General features: G+C 59.8%; 16 protein-coding genes and 1 pseudogene. 9 read left to right on the forward strand and 8 right to left on the reverse strand.

Annotated elements, in window-relative coordinates:
- Positions 1-24 precede the first annotated feature (24 nt).
- From J2W17_RS10650 to J2W17_RS10660, 3 genes are all read left to right on the forward strand, one after another.
- The gene (locus J2W17_RS10650; RefSeq protein WP_307333351.1) at positions 25-978 is read left to right on the forward strand and encodes a diiron oxygenase; all 954 of its coding nucleotides are present in this window, start codon (positions 25-27) and stop codon (positions 976-978) included.
- Between the two features lie 80 nt (positions 979-1058).
- On the forward strand, positions 1059-1493 hold the full coding sequence (locus J2W17_RS10655; RefSeq protein ID WP_307333297.1) for an MAPEG family protein: 435 nt from the start codon (positions 1059-1061) through the stop codon (positions 1491-1493).
- Between the two features lie 123 nt (positions 1494-1616).
- Entirely contained in the window at positions 1617-2543 is a 927-nt protein-coding gene (locus tag J2W17_RS10660; RefSeq protein ID WP_307333300.1) for a transporter, read from the forward strand.
- Between the two features lie 15 nt (positions 2544-2558).
- Here J2W17_RS10660 and J2W17_RS10665 read toward each other — a convergent pair whose 3' ends face one another.
- Complete coding sequence (locus J2W17_RS10665; RefSeq protein WP_307333301.1) at positions 2559-2888, reverse strand: DUF2834 domain-containing protein; 330 nt, start codon at positions 2886-2888, stop codon at positions 2559-2561.
- Positions 2889-2996: 108 nt separating this feature from the next.
- Here J2W17_RS10665 and J2W17_RS10670 point away from each other — a divergent pair, with 108 nt between their 5' ends.
- A complete protein-coding gene (locus tag J2W17_RS10670) occupies positions 2997-3863 on the forward strand; it encodes a helix-turn-helix domain-containing protein (protein WP_307333303.1) in 867 nt (288 codons plus the stop codon).
- 137 nt (positions 3864-4000) lie between these two features.
- On the opposite strand, the gene J2W17_RS10675 is transcribed toward J2W17_RS10670, so the two are convergent.
- Together J2W17_RS10675 and J2W17_RS10680 are read right to left on the reverse strand one after the other, a co-directional pair.
- Entirely contained in the window at positions 4001-4765 is a 765-nt protein-coding gene (locus tag J2W17_RS10675; protein WP_307333353.1) for a tetratricopeptide repeat protein, read from the reverse strand.
- A 175-nt stretch (positions 4766-4940) separates the two neighbouring features.
- The gene (locus J2W17_RS10680) at positions 4941-6800 is read right to left on the reverse strand and encodes an ABC transporter ATP-binding protein (protein ID WP_307333305.1); all 1860 of its coding nucleotides are present in this window, start codon (positions 6798-6800) and stop codon (positions 4941-4943) included.
- A gap of 250 nt (positions 6801-7050) precedes the next feature.
- On the opposite strand from J2W17_RS10680, the gene J2W17_RS10685 reads away from it, so the two are divergent.
- Positions 7051-8148 carry a transketolase-like TK C-terminal-containing protein gene (locus tag J2W17_RS10685; RefSeq protein ID WP_307333308.1) on the forward strand — a complete coding sequence of 366 codons (1098 nt, stop codon included), beginning with the start codon at positions 7051-7053 and terminating at the stop codon, positions 8146-8148.
- A gap of 11 nt (positions 8149-8159) precedes the next feature.
- Here the strand turns inward: J2W17_RS10685 and J2W17_RS10690 are convergent, their stop codons facing one another.
- Positions 8160-8612, reverse strand: coding sequence for a MarR family winged helix-turn-helix transcriptional regulator (locus J2W17_RS10690; protein ID WP_307333309.1), 453 nt, complete (start codon positions 8610-8612; stop codon positions 8160-8162).
- A gap of 171 nt (positions 8613-8783) precedes the next feature.
- Here J2W17_RS10690 and aceE point away from each other — a divergent pair, with 171 nt between their 5' ends.
- Together aceE and J2W17_RS10700 are read left to right on the forward strand one after the other, a co-directional pair.
- Positions 8784-11453 (forward strand): pyruvate dehydrogenase (acetyl-transferring), homodimeric type, encoded by a 2670-nt coding sequence (gene aceE / locus J2W17_RS10695; protein WP_307333311.1) that lies wholly within the window; start codon positions 8784-8786, stop codon positions 11451-11453.
- A 111-nt stretch (positions 11454-11564) separates the two neighbouring features.
- Positions 11565-12305, forward strand: coding sequence for a Mut7-C RNAse domain-containing protein (locus tag J2W17_RS10700; protein WP_307333313.1), 741 nt, complete (start codon positions 11565-11567; stop codon positions 12303-12305).
- A 205-nt stretch (positions 12306-12510) separates the two neighbouring features.
- Here the strand turns inward: J2W17_RS10700 and J2W17_RS10705 are convergent, their stop codons facing one another.
- The 4 genes and pseudogenes from J2W17_RS10705 to J2W17_RS10720 all read right to left on the reverse strand — a co-directional run bounded on the left by J2W17_RS10705 (position 12511) and on the right by J2W17_RS10720 (position 16505).
- Entirely contained in the window at positions 12511-13449 is a 939-nt protein-coding gene (locus tag J2W17_RS10705) for a LysR family transcriptional regulator (protein WP_307333315.1), read from the reverse strand.
- A gap of 213 nt (positions 13450-13662) precedes the next feature.
- Positions 13663-15186: a CoA-acylating methylmalonate-semialdehyde dehydrogenase gene (locus tag J2W17_RS10710; protein ID WP_307333317.1), complete on the reverse strand. Its 1524-nt coding sequence runs from the start codon at positions 15184-15186 to the stop codon at positions 13663-13665.
- A 219-nt stretch (positions 15187-15405) separates the two neighbouring features.
- Positions 15406-15585 (reverse strand): annotated as a pseudogene (locus tag J2W17_RS10715) (TetR/AcrR family transcriptional regulator); the annotation flags it as partial.
- A 17-nt stretch (positions 15586-15602) separates the two neighbouring features.
- Positions 15603-16505 carry a LysR family transcriptional regulator gene (locus J2W17_RS10720; RefSeq protein ID WP_307333319.1) on the reverse strand — a complete coding sequence of 301 codons (903 nt, stop codon included), beginning with the start codon at positions 16503-16505 and terminating at the stop codon, positions 15603-15605.
- Between the two features lie 128 nt (positions 16506-16633).
- Between J2W17_RS10720 and J2W17_RS10725 the strand changes: the two genes are divergently transcribed.
- On the forward strand, positions 16634-17473 hold the full coding sequence (locus tag J2W17_RS10725; RefSeq protein WP_307333321.1) for an FAS1-like dehydratase domain-containing protein: 840 nt from the start codon (positions 16634-16636) through the stop codon (positions 17471-17473).
- A 67-nt stretch (positions 17474-17540) separates the two neighbouring features.
- A partial coding sequence (locus J2W17_RS10730; RefSeq protein WP_307333323.1) for an acyl-CoA dehydrogenase family protein occupies positions 17541-18064 on the forward strand: 524 nt, incomplete at its 3' end.

The following is an 18064-nucleotide window of genomic DNA, read 5'->3' on the forward strand; positions in this document are numbered from 1 at the left end:
CGACCAGTGAAGCAGGAGATCGATATGAACAGCATCCTTACCGTACCCGGCTCAGATTCAGGCAACGCCGCCCGTTACGCTCAAATCGTCAGATCATCGAAGAAAACGCAATGGCAGATCGATCGCGATTTGCTCCAGGACCGGCGTTTCGACTTCTCGCGCAAATTCTTGCCCGACGGACTCTCGCGGATCGACGAACTGACCTTTCTCACCGCGGACGAGGCGCGCCTGCTCAGTCAGATTCAAGGCCGAACCTACGCCTATATGTTTGGCCTGGTCGAGCGTTTTATCAGTGCCAAAATGCTCGATCAAGGTCGGGCCCATGTATTCGACGACCAACTTGCACTCGAAGCGCTGGTGCACTTTTCCAATGACGAGATCAAGCACCAGGAGCTGTTCCGGCGCATAGAGGCGATGATGGGTGCGCAATTACCAGCGGGATATCGTCGAGTGGCCGATCCAAACGATGTCGCGCGCGCGGTACTGGCGGCCAGCAGCTGGTCGGTGCTGGCGCTGACCTGTCATATCGAACTGTTTGTTCAAACGCACTACAAGCAAAGCATCGCCCCGCGCGAGGAGTTGTGCCCCCTGTTCAAGGATGTCTTCAAATTTCACTGGATGGATGAAAGCCGGCACGTCGTGCTGGATGAACTGGAGTGGAAAGCGGAGCATGCGAAACTCTCGCCAGCCGAGCACGACCAGGCCGTGAACGATCTGATTGCGCTGGTGGCGGCCGTCGACGCCATCCTGCAGGCACAATCGGCAGCCGATGCCGACTACTTCATTAGCAATGGGTCACGTCCGTTCAGTGTCGATGAGACAGCGCAAATCAAAGCCTCGGTGCTGAGCGCCTACCGCTGGCAATACATTATTTCGGGCGTGCAGCATCCACACTTTGGCCGGCTGCTCACGGGCATGACGACCCCTGCGCAAATGTCCAGGATTCAGACCGCGCTGCGCCCCATCATGAGTCAATGATCGACAGCGGCGACCGGCCCCGCGTCGGTCGCGCGACTGTGGCATGACGTGTTGAAAACGATTGATCGAGGATGGCGGCCATGACGATACCGATGTGGATGCTGCTTGGATTTACGAGCTGGACGTTGCTGCTGTTGATGGCAACCGTCGGGGTGTATCGCTGGGTCAGGATCCTGTTCTCGAAGGTGCCCATTGGCTCTTTCCGAAGCGATCAGCTCGAAGGCGAGGACTGGTATCGACGCGGGACCCGAGCACACGCGAACTGTGTGGAAAACCTGCCTGTCCTTGGTGCCATCGTGTTGGTGATTTCAGCCCTTGGGGTCGACGGCCCGGCAGTCAGCTTTTTGTCCATCATCGTCCTGGTCGCTCGCGTGTGCCAGTCTCTGGTTCACGTCTGCCATGTGCAAACCGATGCATTTGTGGCGGTTCGGTTTGGCTTCTATTGCGTGCAGTTGGTGTGTTTTCTCACACTCATTGTCATCGCCGCTTGTTACGGCGCGGGCAAGCTCGGATAGCAGGATGAATCCAGGTCTGGCCCTGCAAATAAACTGTTCGCTCGGGCGCCCTGGCCAGATTTGATAATGCAGATGCGCTACTACACTAACGCTGGGGTCCTCACAGGAAGCGAGCGAATGTGAATGAAACACCAACACTGCGTCGTCAGGTTTATTCGGTTCGCATCCGCTTCGCTCATCATGGGCGCCCCCGGTGCAGTCGCAGAGGATCTCGAACCCAGGTCCTACGCCAATACGCCGGTAGGTATCAACTTCCTGCTAGTGGGCTACAGCGATCTCGACGGCAGCGTGACGGTCAACCCGTCTATCCCGCTCGAGGATGCCAAGCTCAACATCAAGACTGTTGTGTTTGCCTTTGCCAGATCCCTGGACGTCTGGGGCCGCTCCGGCAAGTTCGATATCGTCGTGCCCAAGGCAAGATTGACCGGCTCTGCCCTGCTTGCCGGTGAACCCAGGGAGCGTGAGGTTAGCGGGTTGATCGATCCCAGATTACGCTTCTCGGTCAACTTGTATGGCGCCCCGGCGATGTCCCTGGCGCAATTCCCCAGCTATCAACAGGATGTGATTATCGGCGCCAGCCTGGCGATCACGGCACCGCTTGGCCAATACGACGCCGGCAGGCTGGTCAACCTGGGCAACAATCGCTGGTCATTCAAGCCGGAACTCGGGATTTCCAAGCGTCTGGGGCAAGTGACCCTGGAACTATCCGGCGCCGGCACCTTTTACACCGACAATGACGAATTACTTGGCGACCACGTATTGTCCCAGGACCCGATTTACCAGGTACAGGCGCATCTTATCTATGCGTTCAGCAATGGCGTTTGGGCGTCGCTGGACACGACCTGGTTCGCTGGCGGGCGTACCTCGGTCGATGGGGTCCGTAACGACGATTTTCAGGAAAACACACGCTACGGCGGCACCCTCACGCTACCGTTGAACCGGAACCATTCGCTAAAGCTGAATGCGAGTAATGGCGGGCATAGCCGCACGGGCAGCGAATACGACGTCATTGGCATCGCGTGGCAGTATCGGTTTGGCGCAGGGCTTTGAAGCGCAGGATTTTCGCTACATTCGGGGAAATTTTATTCCTGCCTGTTCCTTGACCCCTTTGCACACGATATACAGCAGCGGGCCTATGGACACGAAAATGAGCGTAATCAACAGGTACGGAAGCACACCTGACAACGAACCGCCTCTCGACCTGTTGTCGTTAACCATCCAGAGGCAAGCGAGCGTCGCCATCAAGTAGAGGTCGATGACGACTTGCGCGGTGTCAGGCCGGGACATTAACTCGAGACCAAAGGCGAAAAGCGACTGCTCTGCCATCAGCAGCGTCCAGCCGGTATAAAGCGAAAAAACAAATAACACGGGTAGTGCAATGTAGACGGCTCTCATGTCCTTCTCCTTGGTAGGTCGCGTCTACACAGTAGTGATAGTGTTGCTCGTCTCTCAATGACCTGACAGGTCATGGACACTCTTCACATGGACAGTCAGAGTTGAATCATGGGCCACCACTCCTTTCATCCTACATACTCCGTCGCCAGCAATGCCGCCGGTGAGCATCTACGACGGTTCCGTCGGCAAGCGGGACTCAGCCAGCTGGAACTGTCCCTGATAGTCGGCGTTTCTCAACGTCACCTCAGTTGCGTCGAGACAGGTCGTGCCAAGGCGAGCCCTGGTACATTGCATGCTCTGTTAACAGCGCTCGACGTACCTCTTGAGCATTGCAACGCAGTGTTCGTTGCGGCTGGCTATGCGCCCCGCTACGTTGCTTCTGCGCTTGACGCTCCGGCGCTGGAGGTTGTGCAGGACGCGATTGATCACATCCTGCAAGCCAATAATCCTGCACCAGCGATTGTCATCAACAGCAACTGGGACATCACGGCAGCCAATGCCAGCGCGGGATTGCTCTTCGCGATGGCCGGTGTTTCAGCCGGTGGCGATTCAGGGCTCAACCTGCTGGACACTCTGCTGCGTCCCGGCGGCTTGGGTGATCGTCTGGTAAATGCGCAAGAGATACGGGCTATTGCCTGGCAACGCGCTGCAAGGGAAGCCACCAGCAATCCCGATTTAGCTCGCGTCCTGCGAGACGTGTCCGGACCGGCCACGGCACTACTGGACGCACCACCGTCACCCTTGGTATTGACTCGAGTGCGAACCGAACACGGGGAACTCAGGTTTCTATCCACATTTACAACGTTCGGAATGCCGCTCGATATCACAGTAGCGTCATTGCGCATCGAGCATCTGATCCCCGCCGACGACCATACCTGGCAAAGGATGAAAGCAGCTTACGATCAGTGGTCGGCGGTTGGAGCCAAGACGCCAGATAGAAAACCTTATCAGGCGTTAAACGAGCGCGAGGGGTAGCTATTGGCCAATGGCTGTCTTGGGCCGAAAGCTGCCACGAGGCTCTGGCGTAGCAGCCCAGACAATGCATTGGTCTGGAAACTGATTCACCAGCCTTCCTGCTCGCAGGCAACTGCAAGAAGTGGACACGCAGAAACTCAACCCTGCACCAGGTAGGCTCCTGGCGGAACCCGATGTCGCAGCTTCTTGCACTTGCCGAGTGCGGGCTGATGCCCTGGCGGGCGATCAGGAAACCAGATTCGGCATTTACCCGGAGGCGGCAAATGGCCGCGGGGAATTTCAACCCCATCGTACGCAGGATCTGGCTCGACGGAAGCTTTTTGCAATGTTCCTTCGGGCCGAGGCCAGCCAGCTGTCGGTGAATCCAATACCCGGCCTGCCCTCGCGCGAGCGAAGTTGCCAGCGTCGCGCCCCGTGTCCGAAGTGGATTGTTCAACAACGGCCATTTCTGCTTCGCGGCGCCTTTGGCTCTCCTCTTCCAGCCCCTTCTGTACGGCGACCAGGTTCTCTTTGGCATTGGGTGGGGTATTCGAAGCCTGTGCTTGCTGCGCCGCCTGGATCAGTTGGAAATTGCGATTGCGTAATTCAACGTTGCGACCGACCCGGATGTTCGAGCGCGCCGCCAAGATTTCAGCCTGCTGGTACTGCCCCTGCTGAAGGCGCAACACACCGAGGTAATGCAACGTCGCGGGATTGTTCGGCTGGATATGCAGGGCACGCTCCAGCGTGGCCGCGGCTTGGTCCAACTCGCCATGTTCATACTGCCGCGAGGCGGTTTCGATCAGGGTGGTTGATGCGCTGTTACTTTGCGCCGGCGCGCTTCGCTCGGCAGCAACCGAACAAAGCGATGCGACCACGCAGGACACCAGGATGAGACCTGGAAGAAAACTCTTGGCTGGCATCAGGGGGCGGACTCGACTGATCTCGAACGACACGGCCGTAAAACAGGCCACAGCGCTGCTCGGCATTTGCGATACAGCGTCCCCATTGACCTGGCCAGTACCCTGAAGTTCCCGCTACAACGGCCACCGTAGACGACCGCTTCCGGACCCCGCGCAGCCCTGGCGCCGTTCACGCTCAAACCTGATCCATAACCTCGGCCACCCCCTGATCCTCACCCAGAAACCCGCCACTCTGGTGGTGCCACAGCCGCGCATAGATGCCGTTTTTGGCGAGCAATTCGGTGTGGGTGCCCTGTTCGATGATGCGTCCGTCATCCATGACAATAAGTCGATCCATTGCCGCAATCGTCGACAGCCGATGGGCGATGGCGATCACGGTCTTGCCCTGCATCATTTCATCGAGGCTTTCCTGAATGGCCACTTCGACTTCCGAATCCAGCGCGCTGGTGGCCTCGTCGAGCAGCAGGATCGGGGCGTTCTTGAGCATCACCCGGGCAATCGCGACACGCTGGCGCTGCCCACCCGACAGCTTGATGCCGCGCTCGCCGACCAGGGTGTCGTAGCCGCTGTGGCCTTGGCGGTCGCTCAGTTGGCTGATGAACTCATCGGCCTGGGCACTGGCCGCGGCACTGCGGATTTGCGCGTCGCTCGCATCGGGGCGGCCGTAGGCGATGTTGTCGCGAATGGAACGGTGCAACAGGGAAGTATCCTGGGTGACCATGCCGATGGCGCTGCGCAAGCTGTCTTGCGTTACGTGGGCGATGTCTTGCCCGTCAATGCGAATCTGCCCGCTGTCGACGTCGTAGAAGCGCAGCAGCAGGTTGATCAGCGTGGATTTGCCTGCGCCTGAACGGCCAACCAGACCGATTTTTTCGCCCGGGCGAATGTTCAGGCTCAGGCCATCGAGCACCTGGCGCTCGCCGTTGTAGTTGAAGCAGACATTGTCAAAAGTTACCGCCCCGCCGGAGGTCACCAGCACACCCGCGTCCGGCGCATCCTGCACCTTGGGGCCACGGGCCAGTGTGACCATGCCATCCTGCACGGTGCCGATACTCTCGAACAGCGAGGTCATTTGCCACATGATCCAGTGCGACATGCCATTGATGCGCAACGCCATGGCGGTGATTGCCGCCACGGCACCTGCGCCGACCTCACCCTGGTGCCATAGCCACAGGGCATAACCACCTGCTGCCATGATCAAGGCTACCACCAATGCCTGGTTGACGATCTCGAACTGGCTTACCAGGCGCATCTGGCGAAAGCCGGTCTGCTTGAAATCTTCCATGGCCGCACGCGCGAAGTGCGCTTCACGATTGGAATGGGAGAACAGCTTCACTGTCGTGATGTTGGTGTAGGCGTCTGAGATACGTCCGGTCATCGAGGAACGCGCATTGGCCTGTTCCTGTCCGACTTTCCCCAGGCGGGGGACGAAGTAGAGCATGGCCAACCCGAACAACAGAATCCAGGCAACGAAAGGCAGCATCAGTTTCAGTGCGAAGCCGCCCGCCAACGCAATGATCGCGATGAAATACACCCCGATTCCGGGTGCGATCTCAATCAGGGTAAACAGCACGTCGCGCACGGCCAGCGCAGTCTGCATCACCTTGGTGGTGACCCGGCCGGAAAACTCATCGGAAAAGAACGAAAGGCTTTGCCGTAGCATCAAACGGTGGAAGTCCCAACGCAGCCGCAACGGCAGGTTGATCGCCAATATCTGGTGCTGCACCATGGTGCGCAACGCCACAAGCCCGACACTGCTCGCCATGACGATGGCCATGCCCCACAACACGCGGCTTTCCTGCGCCGCGGCATCACCGCCTGCCTGCCAGGTCGAGAGTAGATCCACGACCTGGCCGAGGAACGAAAACAGCCAGGCTTCGTAGATCGACACAGCGGCACTGAGCAGCGCAAACGCAAGAATATAGCCGCGGGCGCCCCGTGTGCACGCCCACAGAAACCGCGCCAGGCCCGCGGGTGGCGGTGGTACCTCGTCAGGAGGAAAGGGGTCGAGCCTTCGTTCAAATGCGCCAAGCATGGTGGTCTCCAAAACGATCAAGTCAGACGATTCTGCCATTGAACGATTGCTTTGAGGGTTTTTGCGGGGTTGAGGCCTGTTGCTGTTGGCAGTTTGTTCTGTGTGCAGGGTTGCCAGACGCGAACATCAAAACGGCGCCAGAGACACCGTCGTCAGGACTAAAACCTCCGGCAATCTAATTGCATTTGCAATCATCTAAAGGCGTACCGTATGGTGCAGGCATGACGGAACGCACGGAGATTTTTGGCATATGGTCGGCTTTTCCAGCTTCAGCAAAACACCCGATACCCGCCTCGCCGCTCAGGCCTGCATCGATAAAATCCGCACCCTCGCCCAGCCCCCCACCGCTAGCTGGTCCTCTCCGCTCTGCACTATGATCGATATCGCCGATCGACTGGAAAGGGATCCGGGAACGACCAGGCATATCTGGGTCATTCGTTCCGGCAAGCAGTCTCAAGCCAAAAATGGTCACCTCCGTATCAGCGCCTGGCCACTGCGTTTTAGCCCCACCGCCTGCGCCAGCGAAAAACCGCTGCTGTACCTGACCAGTTCTGCGACATCAGCCGAACTTTGCGCACTTTCAAGCGAATCCGCCCACCGGGGCATTCTGTGCAATGACATAGAAACCCTGCCCTCGCGTTGGCCTAAAGGCGCTCATCCCTGGGTTGCGCTGTGGCTGGCCGCCAACCCGCACTGTCTGCCCTTCGACCCCGCCAGCGGTGCCGAAGCGCACGCCATTGCGCTAGCTGCGTTGCAAAGTCTGTATGTGGAGGGCAATGACGGCTTCTACTACATGGCGCTTCACGATGAATCCGATGAGTTCATGGCCCCCATCAGCCAACTCAATGCGAGCCAGGCACTCAAAGGCATGTACAGGCTCAACGGGTTTGACCCAGATGCCGGGCAAACCCGGGTCCGCTTGTTGGGCGCGGGGCTGGCCTTGCAGTCGGTGGCCTCGGCGGCGCTGATGTTGCGTGATGACTGGGGTATCGCAAGCGAACTCTGGAGCTGCCCCAGCTACACCCGCCTGGCCCGTGATGCGGACAAGGCCCAACGCTGGAACCGGATGCATCCCGACATGCCGCGGCGGTCGTCGCATTTGCTCGACTGCCTGAGCGCCGATGATTGCCCGGTGGTGGCTGTGACCGGCTATGCCCAACATGTCGCCGATCAGATCGGTGGGCATATCCAGTCACGGTTCGTGGCGCTAGGCGCTGATTCAACTGAAACGGGCAAGACACTGGATAAACGCTGGATCGTGACACTCGCTCTGCGAGCCCTGGCCCAGCAAGGTGTCATTGAACAAGCGTGCGTCGAGCAGGCGATGAGCCGTTATCGGCTGCAATGACCGGACTGCGGTCAACCCGCTCGCCCACTGGCCCGCGCCGCACTGGCGGCTCGCTCAAGCGCGTCACTGAAGAACCGCTGTTGCTTGTCATCGAATTGCGACAAAAACAACTCGTCCACCGCCCCTTCATAGATTTGCCACATTTTTTTACGCAGCGCTTTCCCGCTCTCGGTAATGGCGGCATACGCACCACGGCCGTCATCGCTGACACGGCTGCGTGAGACCAGGCCTTCGGCCTCCAGACGGTCCACCAACCGGGTGAGGTTGTAGCGCTCGATCGCCATCACGTCAGCCAATTCGCTCATGCGCCGGGTGCCTTCAGGGCCGCTTTCCAGGCCCCATAACGCGTCGTACCACGCATACGCCGGCAGGCCGGCGGCCGCCAGTCGACGCTCGATTTCCCGGATCAGGCAACGGTGGGCCCTGACGAATCTGAACCAGGTATCCGGATCGCTTGAAGACATGCATCACCCTTTTCATCAAATCTATTTAGTTGCAATTGTAGCGCGCGCCAGGCTAAGTTCTCGTATGTAGTTGTAATTGCAACTACATACTTGTTCAAGGTTGGCGTCTACCCACGCCCCTTAGCCAGGCACCAAACGACTCGGTGCCGCTGCACTGTCCAGGAGATGACGATGGCACAACACCCCCTGTTTCTCGACGAGGATCCACAAGAAACTCGTGAATGGCTCGACTCCATTGAATCGGTGGCGAGCGTCGAAGGGCGCTCTCGCGCCCACTATCTGATCGATCAGATGCTGGATTTCGACGCCGACCGCCACGGTAATTTCTACGGGCGCGTCACCACGCCCTACATCAACACTATCGCGCTCGACCGTCAGCAGCCCTACCCCGGCGACCTGACGATAGAGCGCCGGATCAATGCTTATATTCGCTGGAACGCCTTGGCAATGGTGCTGCGCGCCGGCAAACATTCGAACGTGGGCGGGCACATCGCATCCTATGCCTCGGCGGCCGTTCTGTACGATGTCGGCTTCGAGCATTTCTTCCGTGGGCGCACCGACCGGTTTGCTGGCGACATGGTGTATATCCAGGGACATTCTTCGCCGGGCATCTACGGGCGCGCCTATCTGGAAGGTCGCCTGAGCGAAGCACAGCTGGACAACTTCCGCCGCGAGACTGACCGCGACGGTGTCTCGTCCTATCCGCATCCAAGGCTCATGCCGGACTTCTGGCAATTTCCGACGGTGTCCATGGGACTCGGACCGATCACCGCCGCGTATCAGGCCAGATTCATGCGCTACCTCGAAGACCGTGGCCTGAAAGAACATCAAGGGCGCAAAGTCTGGGCGTTTCTCGGCGACGGCGAAATGGACCAGCCGGAATCCCTGGCGGCGATTTCCCTGGCGGGTCGGGAGAAGCTCGACAATATTATTTTCGTCGTCAACTGCAACCTCCAGCGCCTGGACGGACCGGTGCGCGGCAACAGCAAGGTCATTCAGGAATTTGAAAGCCTGTACCGGGCGGCCGGCTGGAACGTTATCAAGGTGATCTGGGGTAGCGGTTGGGACGCCTTGCTGGAAAAGGACAAAAGCGGCCTGCTACGCCAGCGGATGATGGAATGCGTGGACGGCGACTATCAAAACTACAAGTCACAAAACGGCGCTTACGTACGAGAGCATTTTTTTGGCAAGTACCCCGAATTGCTGGAACTGGTCAGCGACCTGAGCGACGAAGACATCTGGAAGCTCTCTCGCGGCGGCCATGACCCGGAAAAGGTCTATAACGCGTACGCCGCCGCGATGCGCCACAGCGGCGGGCCGACGGTCATTTTGGCCAAGACCGTGAAAGGTTTCGGCATGGGTGAAGCCGGCGAAGGCCAGAACATCAACCATCAGCTCAAGAAGATGGGTGAGGATGCAGTCAAAGCGTTCCGTGATCGTTTCGCGTTGGACCTCAGCGACGATCAACTGGGTGACATGCCCTACCTCAAACCGGCAGCGGACAGCATCGAGGCCCTTTATCTGCAAGCCAGGCGCACCGAACTGGGCGGTTACGTGCCTGCTCGCTTCAGCGCGGTCGAGCCGCTGCAGATCCCGCCATTGTCGGCGCTGGACACCCAGCTCAAAGGCACTGGCGAGCGCGGGATTTCCACCACCATGGCGTTTGTACGCATCCTCGGCACTTTGCTCAAAGACCCGAACATCGGCAAGTTGATCGTGCCCATTGTCCCGGACGAATCACGCACCTTCGGCATGGAAAGCCTGTTCCGCCAGATCGGCATCCATTCCCACGTCGGCCAGTTGTATACACCCCAGGACGCCGGCCAACTGAGTTATTACAAGGAGGCACGGGATGGCCAGATCATGCAGGAGGGTCTGAACGAGTCCGGCGGGATTTCTTCCTGGATCGCGGCGAGTACTTCGTACAGTACGCACGGCGTGACGACGGTGCCCTTCTACATCTTCTACTCGATGTTTGGCTTCCAGCGTGTCGGCGATCTGGCTTGGGCGGCTGGCGATGCCCGCGCCCGTGGTTTCCTGCTGGGTGCCACGTCTGGCAGGACCACGCTGATGGGCGAAGGCCTGCAGCATGACGATGGCCACAGCCATGTATTGTCCTCCACCGTACCCTGCTGCGTGTCCTACGACCCGACGTTCGCCTATGAACTGGCCGTGATCATCCAGGATGGCATGCGGCGCATGTATGTCGAAAATGAAGACATCTACTACTACATCACGTTGCTGAACGAAAACTACGCCCACCCGCCCATGCCCGAAGGTATCGAGCAGGACATCCTTAAAGGCATGTATCGGCTCTCGGCCCCGGCGCAGCCAATCGAAGGCAAGCACGTACAACTGATGGGTTGCGGTTCAATCCTGCAAGAAGTCATCGCCGCCGCGCAGTTGCTGGAGCAGGACTTCGATGTCAGCAGCGAAGTGTGGAGCGTCACCAGCCTGACCGAACTGCGTCGGGACGGCCAGGATGCCGAACGCTGGAATTTGCTCCATCCCCATGAGGCGCCACGTATCGGTCACGTTGAACGTTGCCTGCAGGATAAACAGGGTCCGGTGGTGGTAGCGACGGACTACATGAAGATATTCGCCGACCAGATCCGCCCGTTGGTGGCCAAGCGGCGCTTTGTGGCATTAGGCACCGACGGTTTCGGCCAATCGGATACCCGGGAATCGTTGCGCCGTTTTTTCGAAGTGGATCGCCACTTCATTGCATTGGCGGCCTTGAAAGCGCTGGCCGATGACGGAGTGGTACCCAGGGAAAAAGTAGCCGAGGCGCTTGCGCTTTACGGGATTGATCCGGAGAAACAGAACCCCGCGAACGTTTGAGTCTTATCGGTTGTAACTCCACTGGAGGGGCGGGTGAACATCCTGCCCCCCTGCCTTCTCCAGTCACCGGACCAGACTCACTCATTGCGCAGCCCTGCCATACTGTTGAGTATGACCAGAGCAACCTTCCGCTTCTACGAGGAGCTCAACGATTTCCTGCCGGCCGAACGGCGGCGGCAGGCCTTTACCTGCGAGTGCGCGCGAGGGGCGACGGTCAAGCATATGATCGAGGCGCTCGGGGTGCCGCACACGGAGGTCGAGCTGGTGCTGCTCAACGGCGAGTCGGTGGGCTTGGAGCGGGTGATCTTCGACGATGACCGGCTGGCGGTGTATCCCAAGTTCGAAGCGCTGGACATCAGCCCGCAGTTGAAGGTTCGGGCGCAACCTATGAGGGTGCTGCGCTTCATCGCTGATGCGCACCTGGGCGGGCTGGCCAGCCTGCTGCGCATGAGCGGCTTTGACACCCTCTACGACAATGGTTTCGAAGATGGCGAGATCGCCGGGATCGCTGCGCATCAAGGACGTATCGTGCTGACCCGCGACCGCGATCTGCTCAAGCGGCGGATCATCAGCCACGGCTGCTACGTGCATGCCCTGAAACCGTCGCTGCAGCTTCGCGAAATGTACGAGCGCCTCGACCTGGCGCGTAGCGCGCGGCCATTCAGCCTGTGCCTTCATTGCAACCTGCCGCTGCACGAGATCAGCCCGGAACTGGCCCGACCGCGGGTGCCGCCACGGGTTGGCGCCCAGTATTCGCACTTCCTGCATTGCGGCGCGTGCCAACGGATTTACTGGGAGGGTTCGCACTGGCGCAGCATGTGTGCATTGCTGGCGCCGCTGCTGGACCGATAGCCGCTGCCTCAAGCCTTGCATCGCTCGTGAGGACGCCTTCGCCGGCAAGCCGGCTCCTACAGGATCGGGATAAGACATAGGAACTGTGCCAGGAGAAGATCAACTGTAGGAGCTGGCTTGCCAGCGAAGGCGATTTCACATTCAACGATTATGTGACTGATCCGCCGCCTTCGCCGGCAAGCCGGCTCCTACAGGGGATCGGGTATCAGCTGAAACCGGCGGTGAACCGGCCGCGCAGGTAGTCGAAAAAAACGGAAACGGCTCTAGGCACATGGGCGGAATAAGGACGCACCAGGTAAATATCCTCCGGGAAGGCCCCGACTAATTTCCACGTGGGCAGCACCTGCACCAATGCTCCGTTCTTTAACCCGGCTTGAGCGCTGAAGTCGGGCAACAGCGCTATGCCCAGATCGGTCAGGGCCGCATCACGCAAGGCTTCGCTATTGTTGGTGGCAAAGCTGCCTTTGATGGGAACGGTCAACCGCTTCTCCTCCCCTTGCGTAGCGTCGCGGCTTTCAAACGCCCAGGCAGGCGTATCGTTGCCGCGCGGGTAGTACAGGCAGTTGTGGTCGACCAGATCCTGCGGATGTCGAGGTTCGCCGAATTGCTCCAGATAGCTGCGGGTCGCCACCAGCAGCGAGCGCGTGGCGCACAACTTCCAGGCGACATGGGTATCCGGGATCTGATTGCTGTGCCGAACCGCCAGATCGAAACCCTCCGAAGCGATGGAGGAAATATGATCGGAAACGTCAAGCTGCACTTTGACTTCGGGATAGTCCTTGAAGAAACCGGCCAGTTCCGGAATCAGTTGCTGGCGGGCGAACGCGACCGGTGCCGTCAGCCGAATGAGTCCCCGTGCCACCCCCGCAGAGTCTCGAACATCGGAAAAACTGCGGGCAATGTGTTCATAAGCACTGCGCACGTCACGCACCAGCGCATTTCCCGCATCGGTCAACCGCACGCTGCGCGTCGTGCGCAGCACCAGGCTCAGCCCCGTGGCTTTTTCCAGTTCGGCAATCCGCTGGCTCACCGCCGACTTGCTGACCCCCAGTCTGATCGCCGCTGCGGTATAGGTGCCCTGCTCGGCAAGGATCGCCAACCAGTGCAGATGGGTCCAGAGCCTTTCAACTTCCACTTTGATCATGATTTGATTGTTCTCTCATGGAAACAATTAATCCAATTTTCGCGCCTCGTCATGAACAAAGCAAAGGCTTAGCGTGGACATCAAGACCTGAACTCTAATCCGCATACGAGCAGGGGAGCGGATTCAATCATTGCTCCCCTGCCCTGCTTCAAACACCCCGGGTCAGCGACCAGTCTCGTTAATCACCGGCATCCCCTTATTGAAACAGCAGTGTTATTTCGCCGTCGGCATCGCAAACTCGGCACCTTTGCCGATGCTTTCCGGCCAGCGCTGCATGATGGATTTCTGCTTGGTGTAGAAGCGCACACCCTCCTCTCCGTAAGCATGCATGTCACCGAACAGGCTCTTCTTCCAGCCGCCAAAGCCATGCCAGGCCATGGGTACCGGGATCGGCACGTTGATGCCGACCATCCCGACCTGGATGCGACGGCTGAATTCGCGCGCCACGTTGCCATCGCGGGTGAAGCAGGCCACGCCGTTGCCAAATTCGTGGTCGTTGACCAATTGCACCGCGGTGGCGAAATCGGGCACACGCACGCAGGCCAGCACCGGGCCGAAGATTTCTTCTTTGTAGATGCGCATTTGCGGGGTGACGTGGTCGAACAGCGTGCCACCCATCCAGAAGCCTTCCTCGCAACCTTCACCGGCGTCCGCGCTGTTGAAATGACGACCATCCACCAGCAGTTGCGCACCCTCCTTGATGCCCTGCTCGATGTAGCCCGTGATGCGGGCATGGGCGGCCGGCGTGACGATCGGGCCCATTTCAGCCGCCAGGTTGCTGCCGTTGAGTACCTTCAACGCCTTGGTACGCTCCAGCAGTTTTGGCATGACTTTGTCGGCCACGTCGCCGACCAGCACGGCCACCGAGATCGCCATGCAGCGTTCGCCCGCCGAGCCATAACCCGCGCCGATCAATGCGTCGACCACTTGATCGACGTCGGCATCCGGCATGATCACCATGTGGTTCTTCGCGCCGCCCAGGGCCTGCACGCGTTTGCCGTGGCGAGCACCGGTCTCGTAGATGTAATTGGCAATCGGCGTGGAGCCAACGAAGGACACCGCTTTCACATCCGGGTGCACCAGCAGCGCATCGACGGCCTCTTTGTCGCCTTGCACCACGTTGAATACGCCATCAGGCAGACCGGCCTGTTTCAGCAAATCCGCCATGAACAGGCTGGCGCTCGGATCGGTCGGGCTCGGCTTGAGGATGAAGGTGTTGCCCGCCGCGATCGCCACCGGGAACATCCACATCGGGACCATCACCGGAAAGTTGAACGGCGTGATGCCAGCGACGACGCCCAGGGGTTGCCGCAGCGTCCAGTTGTCCATGTTGGTGGACACCTGATCGCAGAAGTCGCCCTTGAGCAACTGCGGAATGCCGCAAGAGAACTCGACGATGTCGATGCCACGGGCCACTTCGCCTTGAGCATCGGTGAAAACCTTGCCATGTTCGGCAGTGATCAGGTGCGCCAGTTCGTCTTTGTGCTGGTTCAACAGTTCCAGAAATTTGAACAATACCCGGGCCCGGCGAATCGGCGGTGTGTTCGACCAGGCAGGAAAGGCAGCTTCGGCAGAAGCCACTGCGGCGTCCACGTCCTGCGAATTGCCCAGGCGCACATGGTTGCTGACGGCGCCGGTGGCCGGGTTGTAAACGGGTTGAGTGCGCACGCCGCTGCCGCCGACGTGGACGCCGTGGATGTACTGGGCAATTTCTTTATTGTCGTTAACGTTGCTCATGTCAGGTCTCGCTGCGGTGAAGGAATCTGAATTTCACCTCCACAGTAGGCAGCGGTTATCGCCTTGACTACGGCAATAATGTGAATTGATTGTTCGTCGTAGCGAACAATCAATGGGTAACCTCCAGATGCGCGATCTGCAAGGGTTCGCCTTGCGACGAACCTGCACGCCTGAGTTCGACCCAACGTAGGGTCAAGGTAGCGCCGAGTACAGGGGGCGTTACGTCATCGACCTGGCCGGCACGCTGGAAGCCGCAATGTCCCACGTCAACAGCAGCTGGGTGATGGCCACATCAATGACCTCATGCTGCGTGTTATCCCGAGCGAGGATGGAAATGCCCTGCAGGAAGCTGTCGAACACCGTCGCCATCGCGGGCGCATGAACAGTGCCCGGTAACTCCGCGCTGAAGCCCCGAACTACCCGGCTTTAGTGTCCTCATCGGGCATCAAGGTCGCGATCAACGCGCGTACAGTGCCGGGCAGCGCATCAAGCTCACGCACCAGGATGCTGCGCTCGCGCACGGCCCAGGGTTCGTCGAGCGACAGGGTCACCAGGTGCATGGTGCGACTGTGCCGCATCGCCGCGGATTCGGGGATGATGCCGATGCCCACGCCGGCTTCCACCATGCGGCAGACCGCCTCGAAGCTGGACACCTGAATCCGCAGCGACAGGTTCTGGCCGAGCCGCTCGACGTGGTCGCGCAGGAAGCTCAACAGGGTGCTGCCTTCATGCAGGCCGATGTGCTGAAACGCCAATGTCTGTTTCAGCGTGACTTTTTTCTGCTTCGCCAGCACATGGCCTACGGGCACGATGAGCACCAGGCGGTCCGTGCTGAAATGAATCACCTGCAAGCCGGCGGCCTCCACCGGCCCGGCAATGATCCCCATGTCGGTGCTGCCATCGAGCACGCCGCGCACGATATCCCGCGACAAGCGCTCCTGCAGGTCAACCGTCACCCCGGGGCGTTTGGCGAGAAAGCCAGCCAGTACCTCAGGCAAAAATTCGGTGACGGCCGTGGTGTTGGCGAAGATGCGGATGTGGCCGGCCGAATCAGTGCCGAAGTGGGTGAACTCGGCTTTGAGGTAGTCCACCTGATTCATGATCAGGCGCGCGTGCTTGAGCAACTTGTGCCCGGCCGGCGTCAGTTCCACGCCGCGGCTGTCGCGGTACAGCAGGCGCGTGTCGAGCTGCCCTTCCAGCGCCTTGATGCGGGCGCTGGCGGCGGCAGGCGAGAGAAAGGCCCGGCGAGCGCCCTGGGTCAGGCTTGGGGATTCACCGATATGAATGAAAAGACGCAGGTCAGCCAAGTCGAAGTGCATGGTCGGGTCCGGACATCACGGGAGGCGTTCAGCATACATGAACGCCGGTATATGAAAATGCATATTCTCAGAATGCCGAGCGGCTCGCATGATCGGTGCATAACAACAAACGCAGAGGCAGCCTGGTTATGAATGATTCAAAGTCGCCAATGGATTTCAGTGCCTGGATTGGCCGTACGCAAGAGGCCGAAGACGTTCTGAGTCGCAACCTGATCAAGCGTATCGCCGCCACCTTCGGTGAAGAGACGCCGGCCGATGGCGATGCGTTGCCACCGCTCTGGCAATGGTGCTTCTTCCAGGAGCCGGTGTTCGAAACGCAACTGGGCGACGATGGCCATCCTGCCCGTGGCGGATTCCTGCCCCCCGCCGACAACCGTAATCGCATGTGGGCCGGTGGCCGGGTCGAGTTCATCCAGCCGCTCAAGGTTGGCGCCGAGGCTCATCGCTTGTCGACCCTCCTGCACATCGAGGAAAAGCACGGGCGAACCGGCGCGCTGCTGTTCGTCACGGTACGCCATGACTACTCGCAGAACGGTCAGCTGTGCGTGCGCGAAGAACAGGACATCGTCTACCGCGAGCCCAACCCGCCCAAGCTCAACAGCGGCGAAGCGCCGGAACCGGGCGACTGGAGCGAGACCATCTCGCCGACCCCGACCCTGTTGTTCCGCTACTCCGCCGTGACCTTCAACGGCCACCGCATTCATTACGACTACCCTTACGTCACCGAGGCCGAAGGTTATCCAGGGCTGGTGGTGCACGGGCCGATGATCGCCACCTTCAACCTGCGCGCCTTCATCCGCGCCAACCCCGACAAGCGTGTGCGGCATTTCGCGTATCGCGGCGTCCGCCCGTTGAACGTCCCCACGCCGTTCCAGGTGGGCGGTCGCATCGTCGAGCCGGGCAAAGCGCAATTGTGGGCCGGCAATGACGCGGGCGTGGCCCAGAGCGCCGAAGTCGTTTTCGACTGACACCCTTTTGCGTGAACGCACCGCCCGTCCCGCGTGATGCGCCGCTGACCGACCCGAGAGCACAACCATGAATCCGTACGACGACGAAGACCTCAACGCCATCCGCGACGGCGTGCGCGCCCTGTGCGCCGAATTCGACGCGGCTTACTGGCGCACGATCGACGAGCAGAAAGGTTTTCCCGAAGCGTTCGTCAAGGCCCTGACCGATGCCGGCTGGCTGTCGGCGATGATCCCCGCCGAATATGGCGGCTCGGGCCTGGGGCTGGCCGAAGCCTCGGTGATTCTTGAAGAAGTGAACGCGTGCGGGGGCAACTCCGGCACCGTCCACGGCCAGATGTACAACATGTTCACCCTGCTGCGTCACGGCAGCGAGGCGCAGAAACGCTTCTACCTGCCGAAACTGGCCAGCGGCGAGCTGCGTCTGCAATCGATGGCCGTGACCGAGCCCTCCACCGGGACCGACACCACCAAGATCAAGACCACAGCGGTCAAACAGGGCGACAAGTACATCATCAACGGCCAGAAGGTCTGGATCTCGCGGGTCCAGCATTCCGACCTGATGATCCTGCTGGCACGCACCACGCCGCTGGC

It is taken from the genome of Pseudomonas lini (assembly GCF_030812475.1).
GTDB lineage: Bacteria > Pseudomonadota > Gammaproteobacteria > Pseudomonadales > Pseudomonadaceae > Aquipseudomonas > Aquipseudomonas lini_A.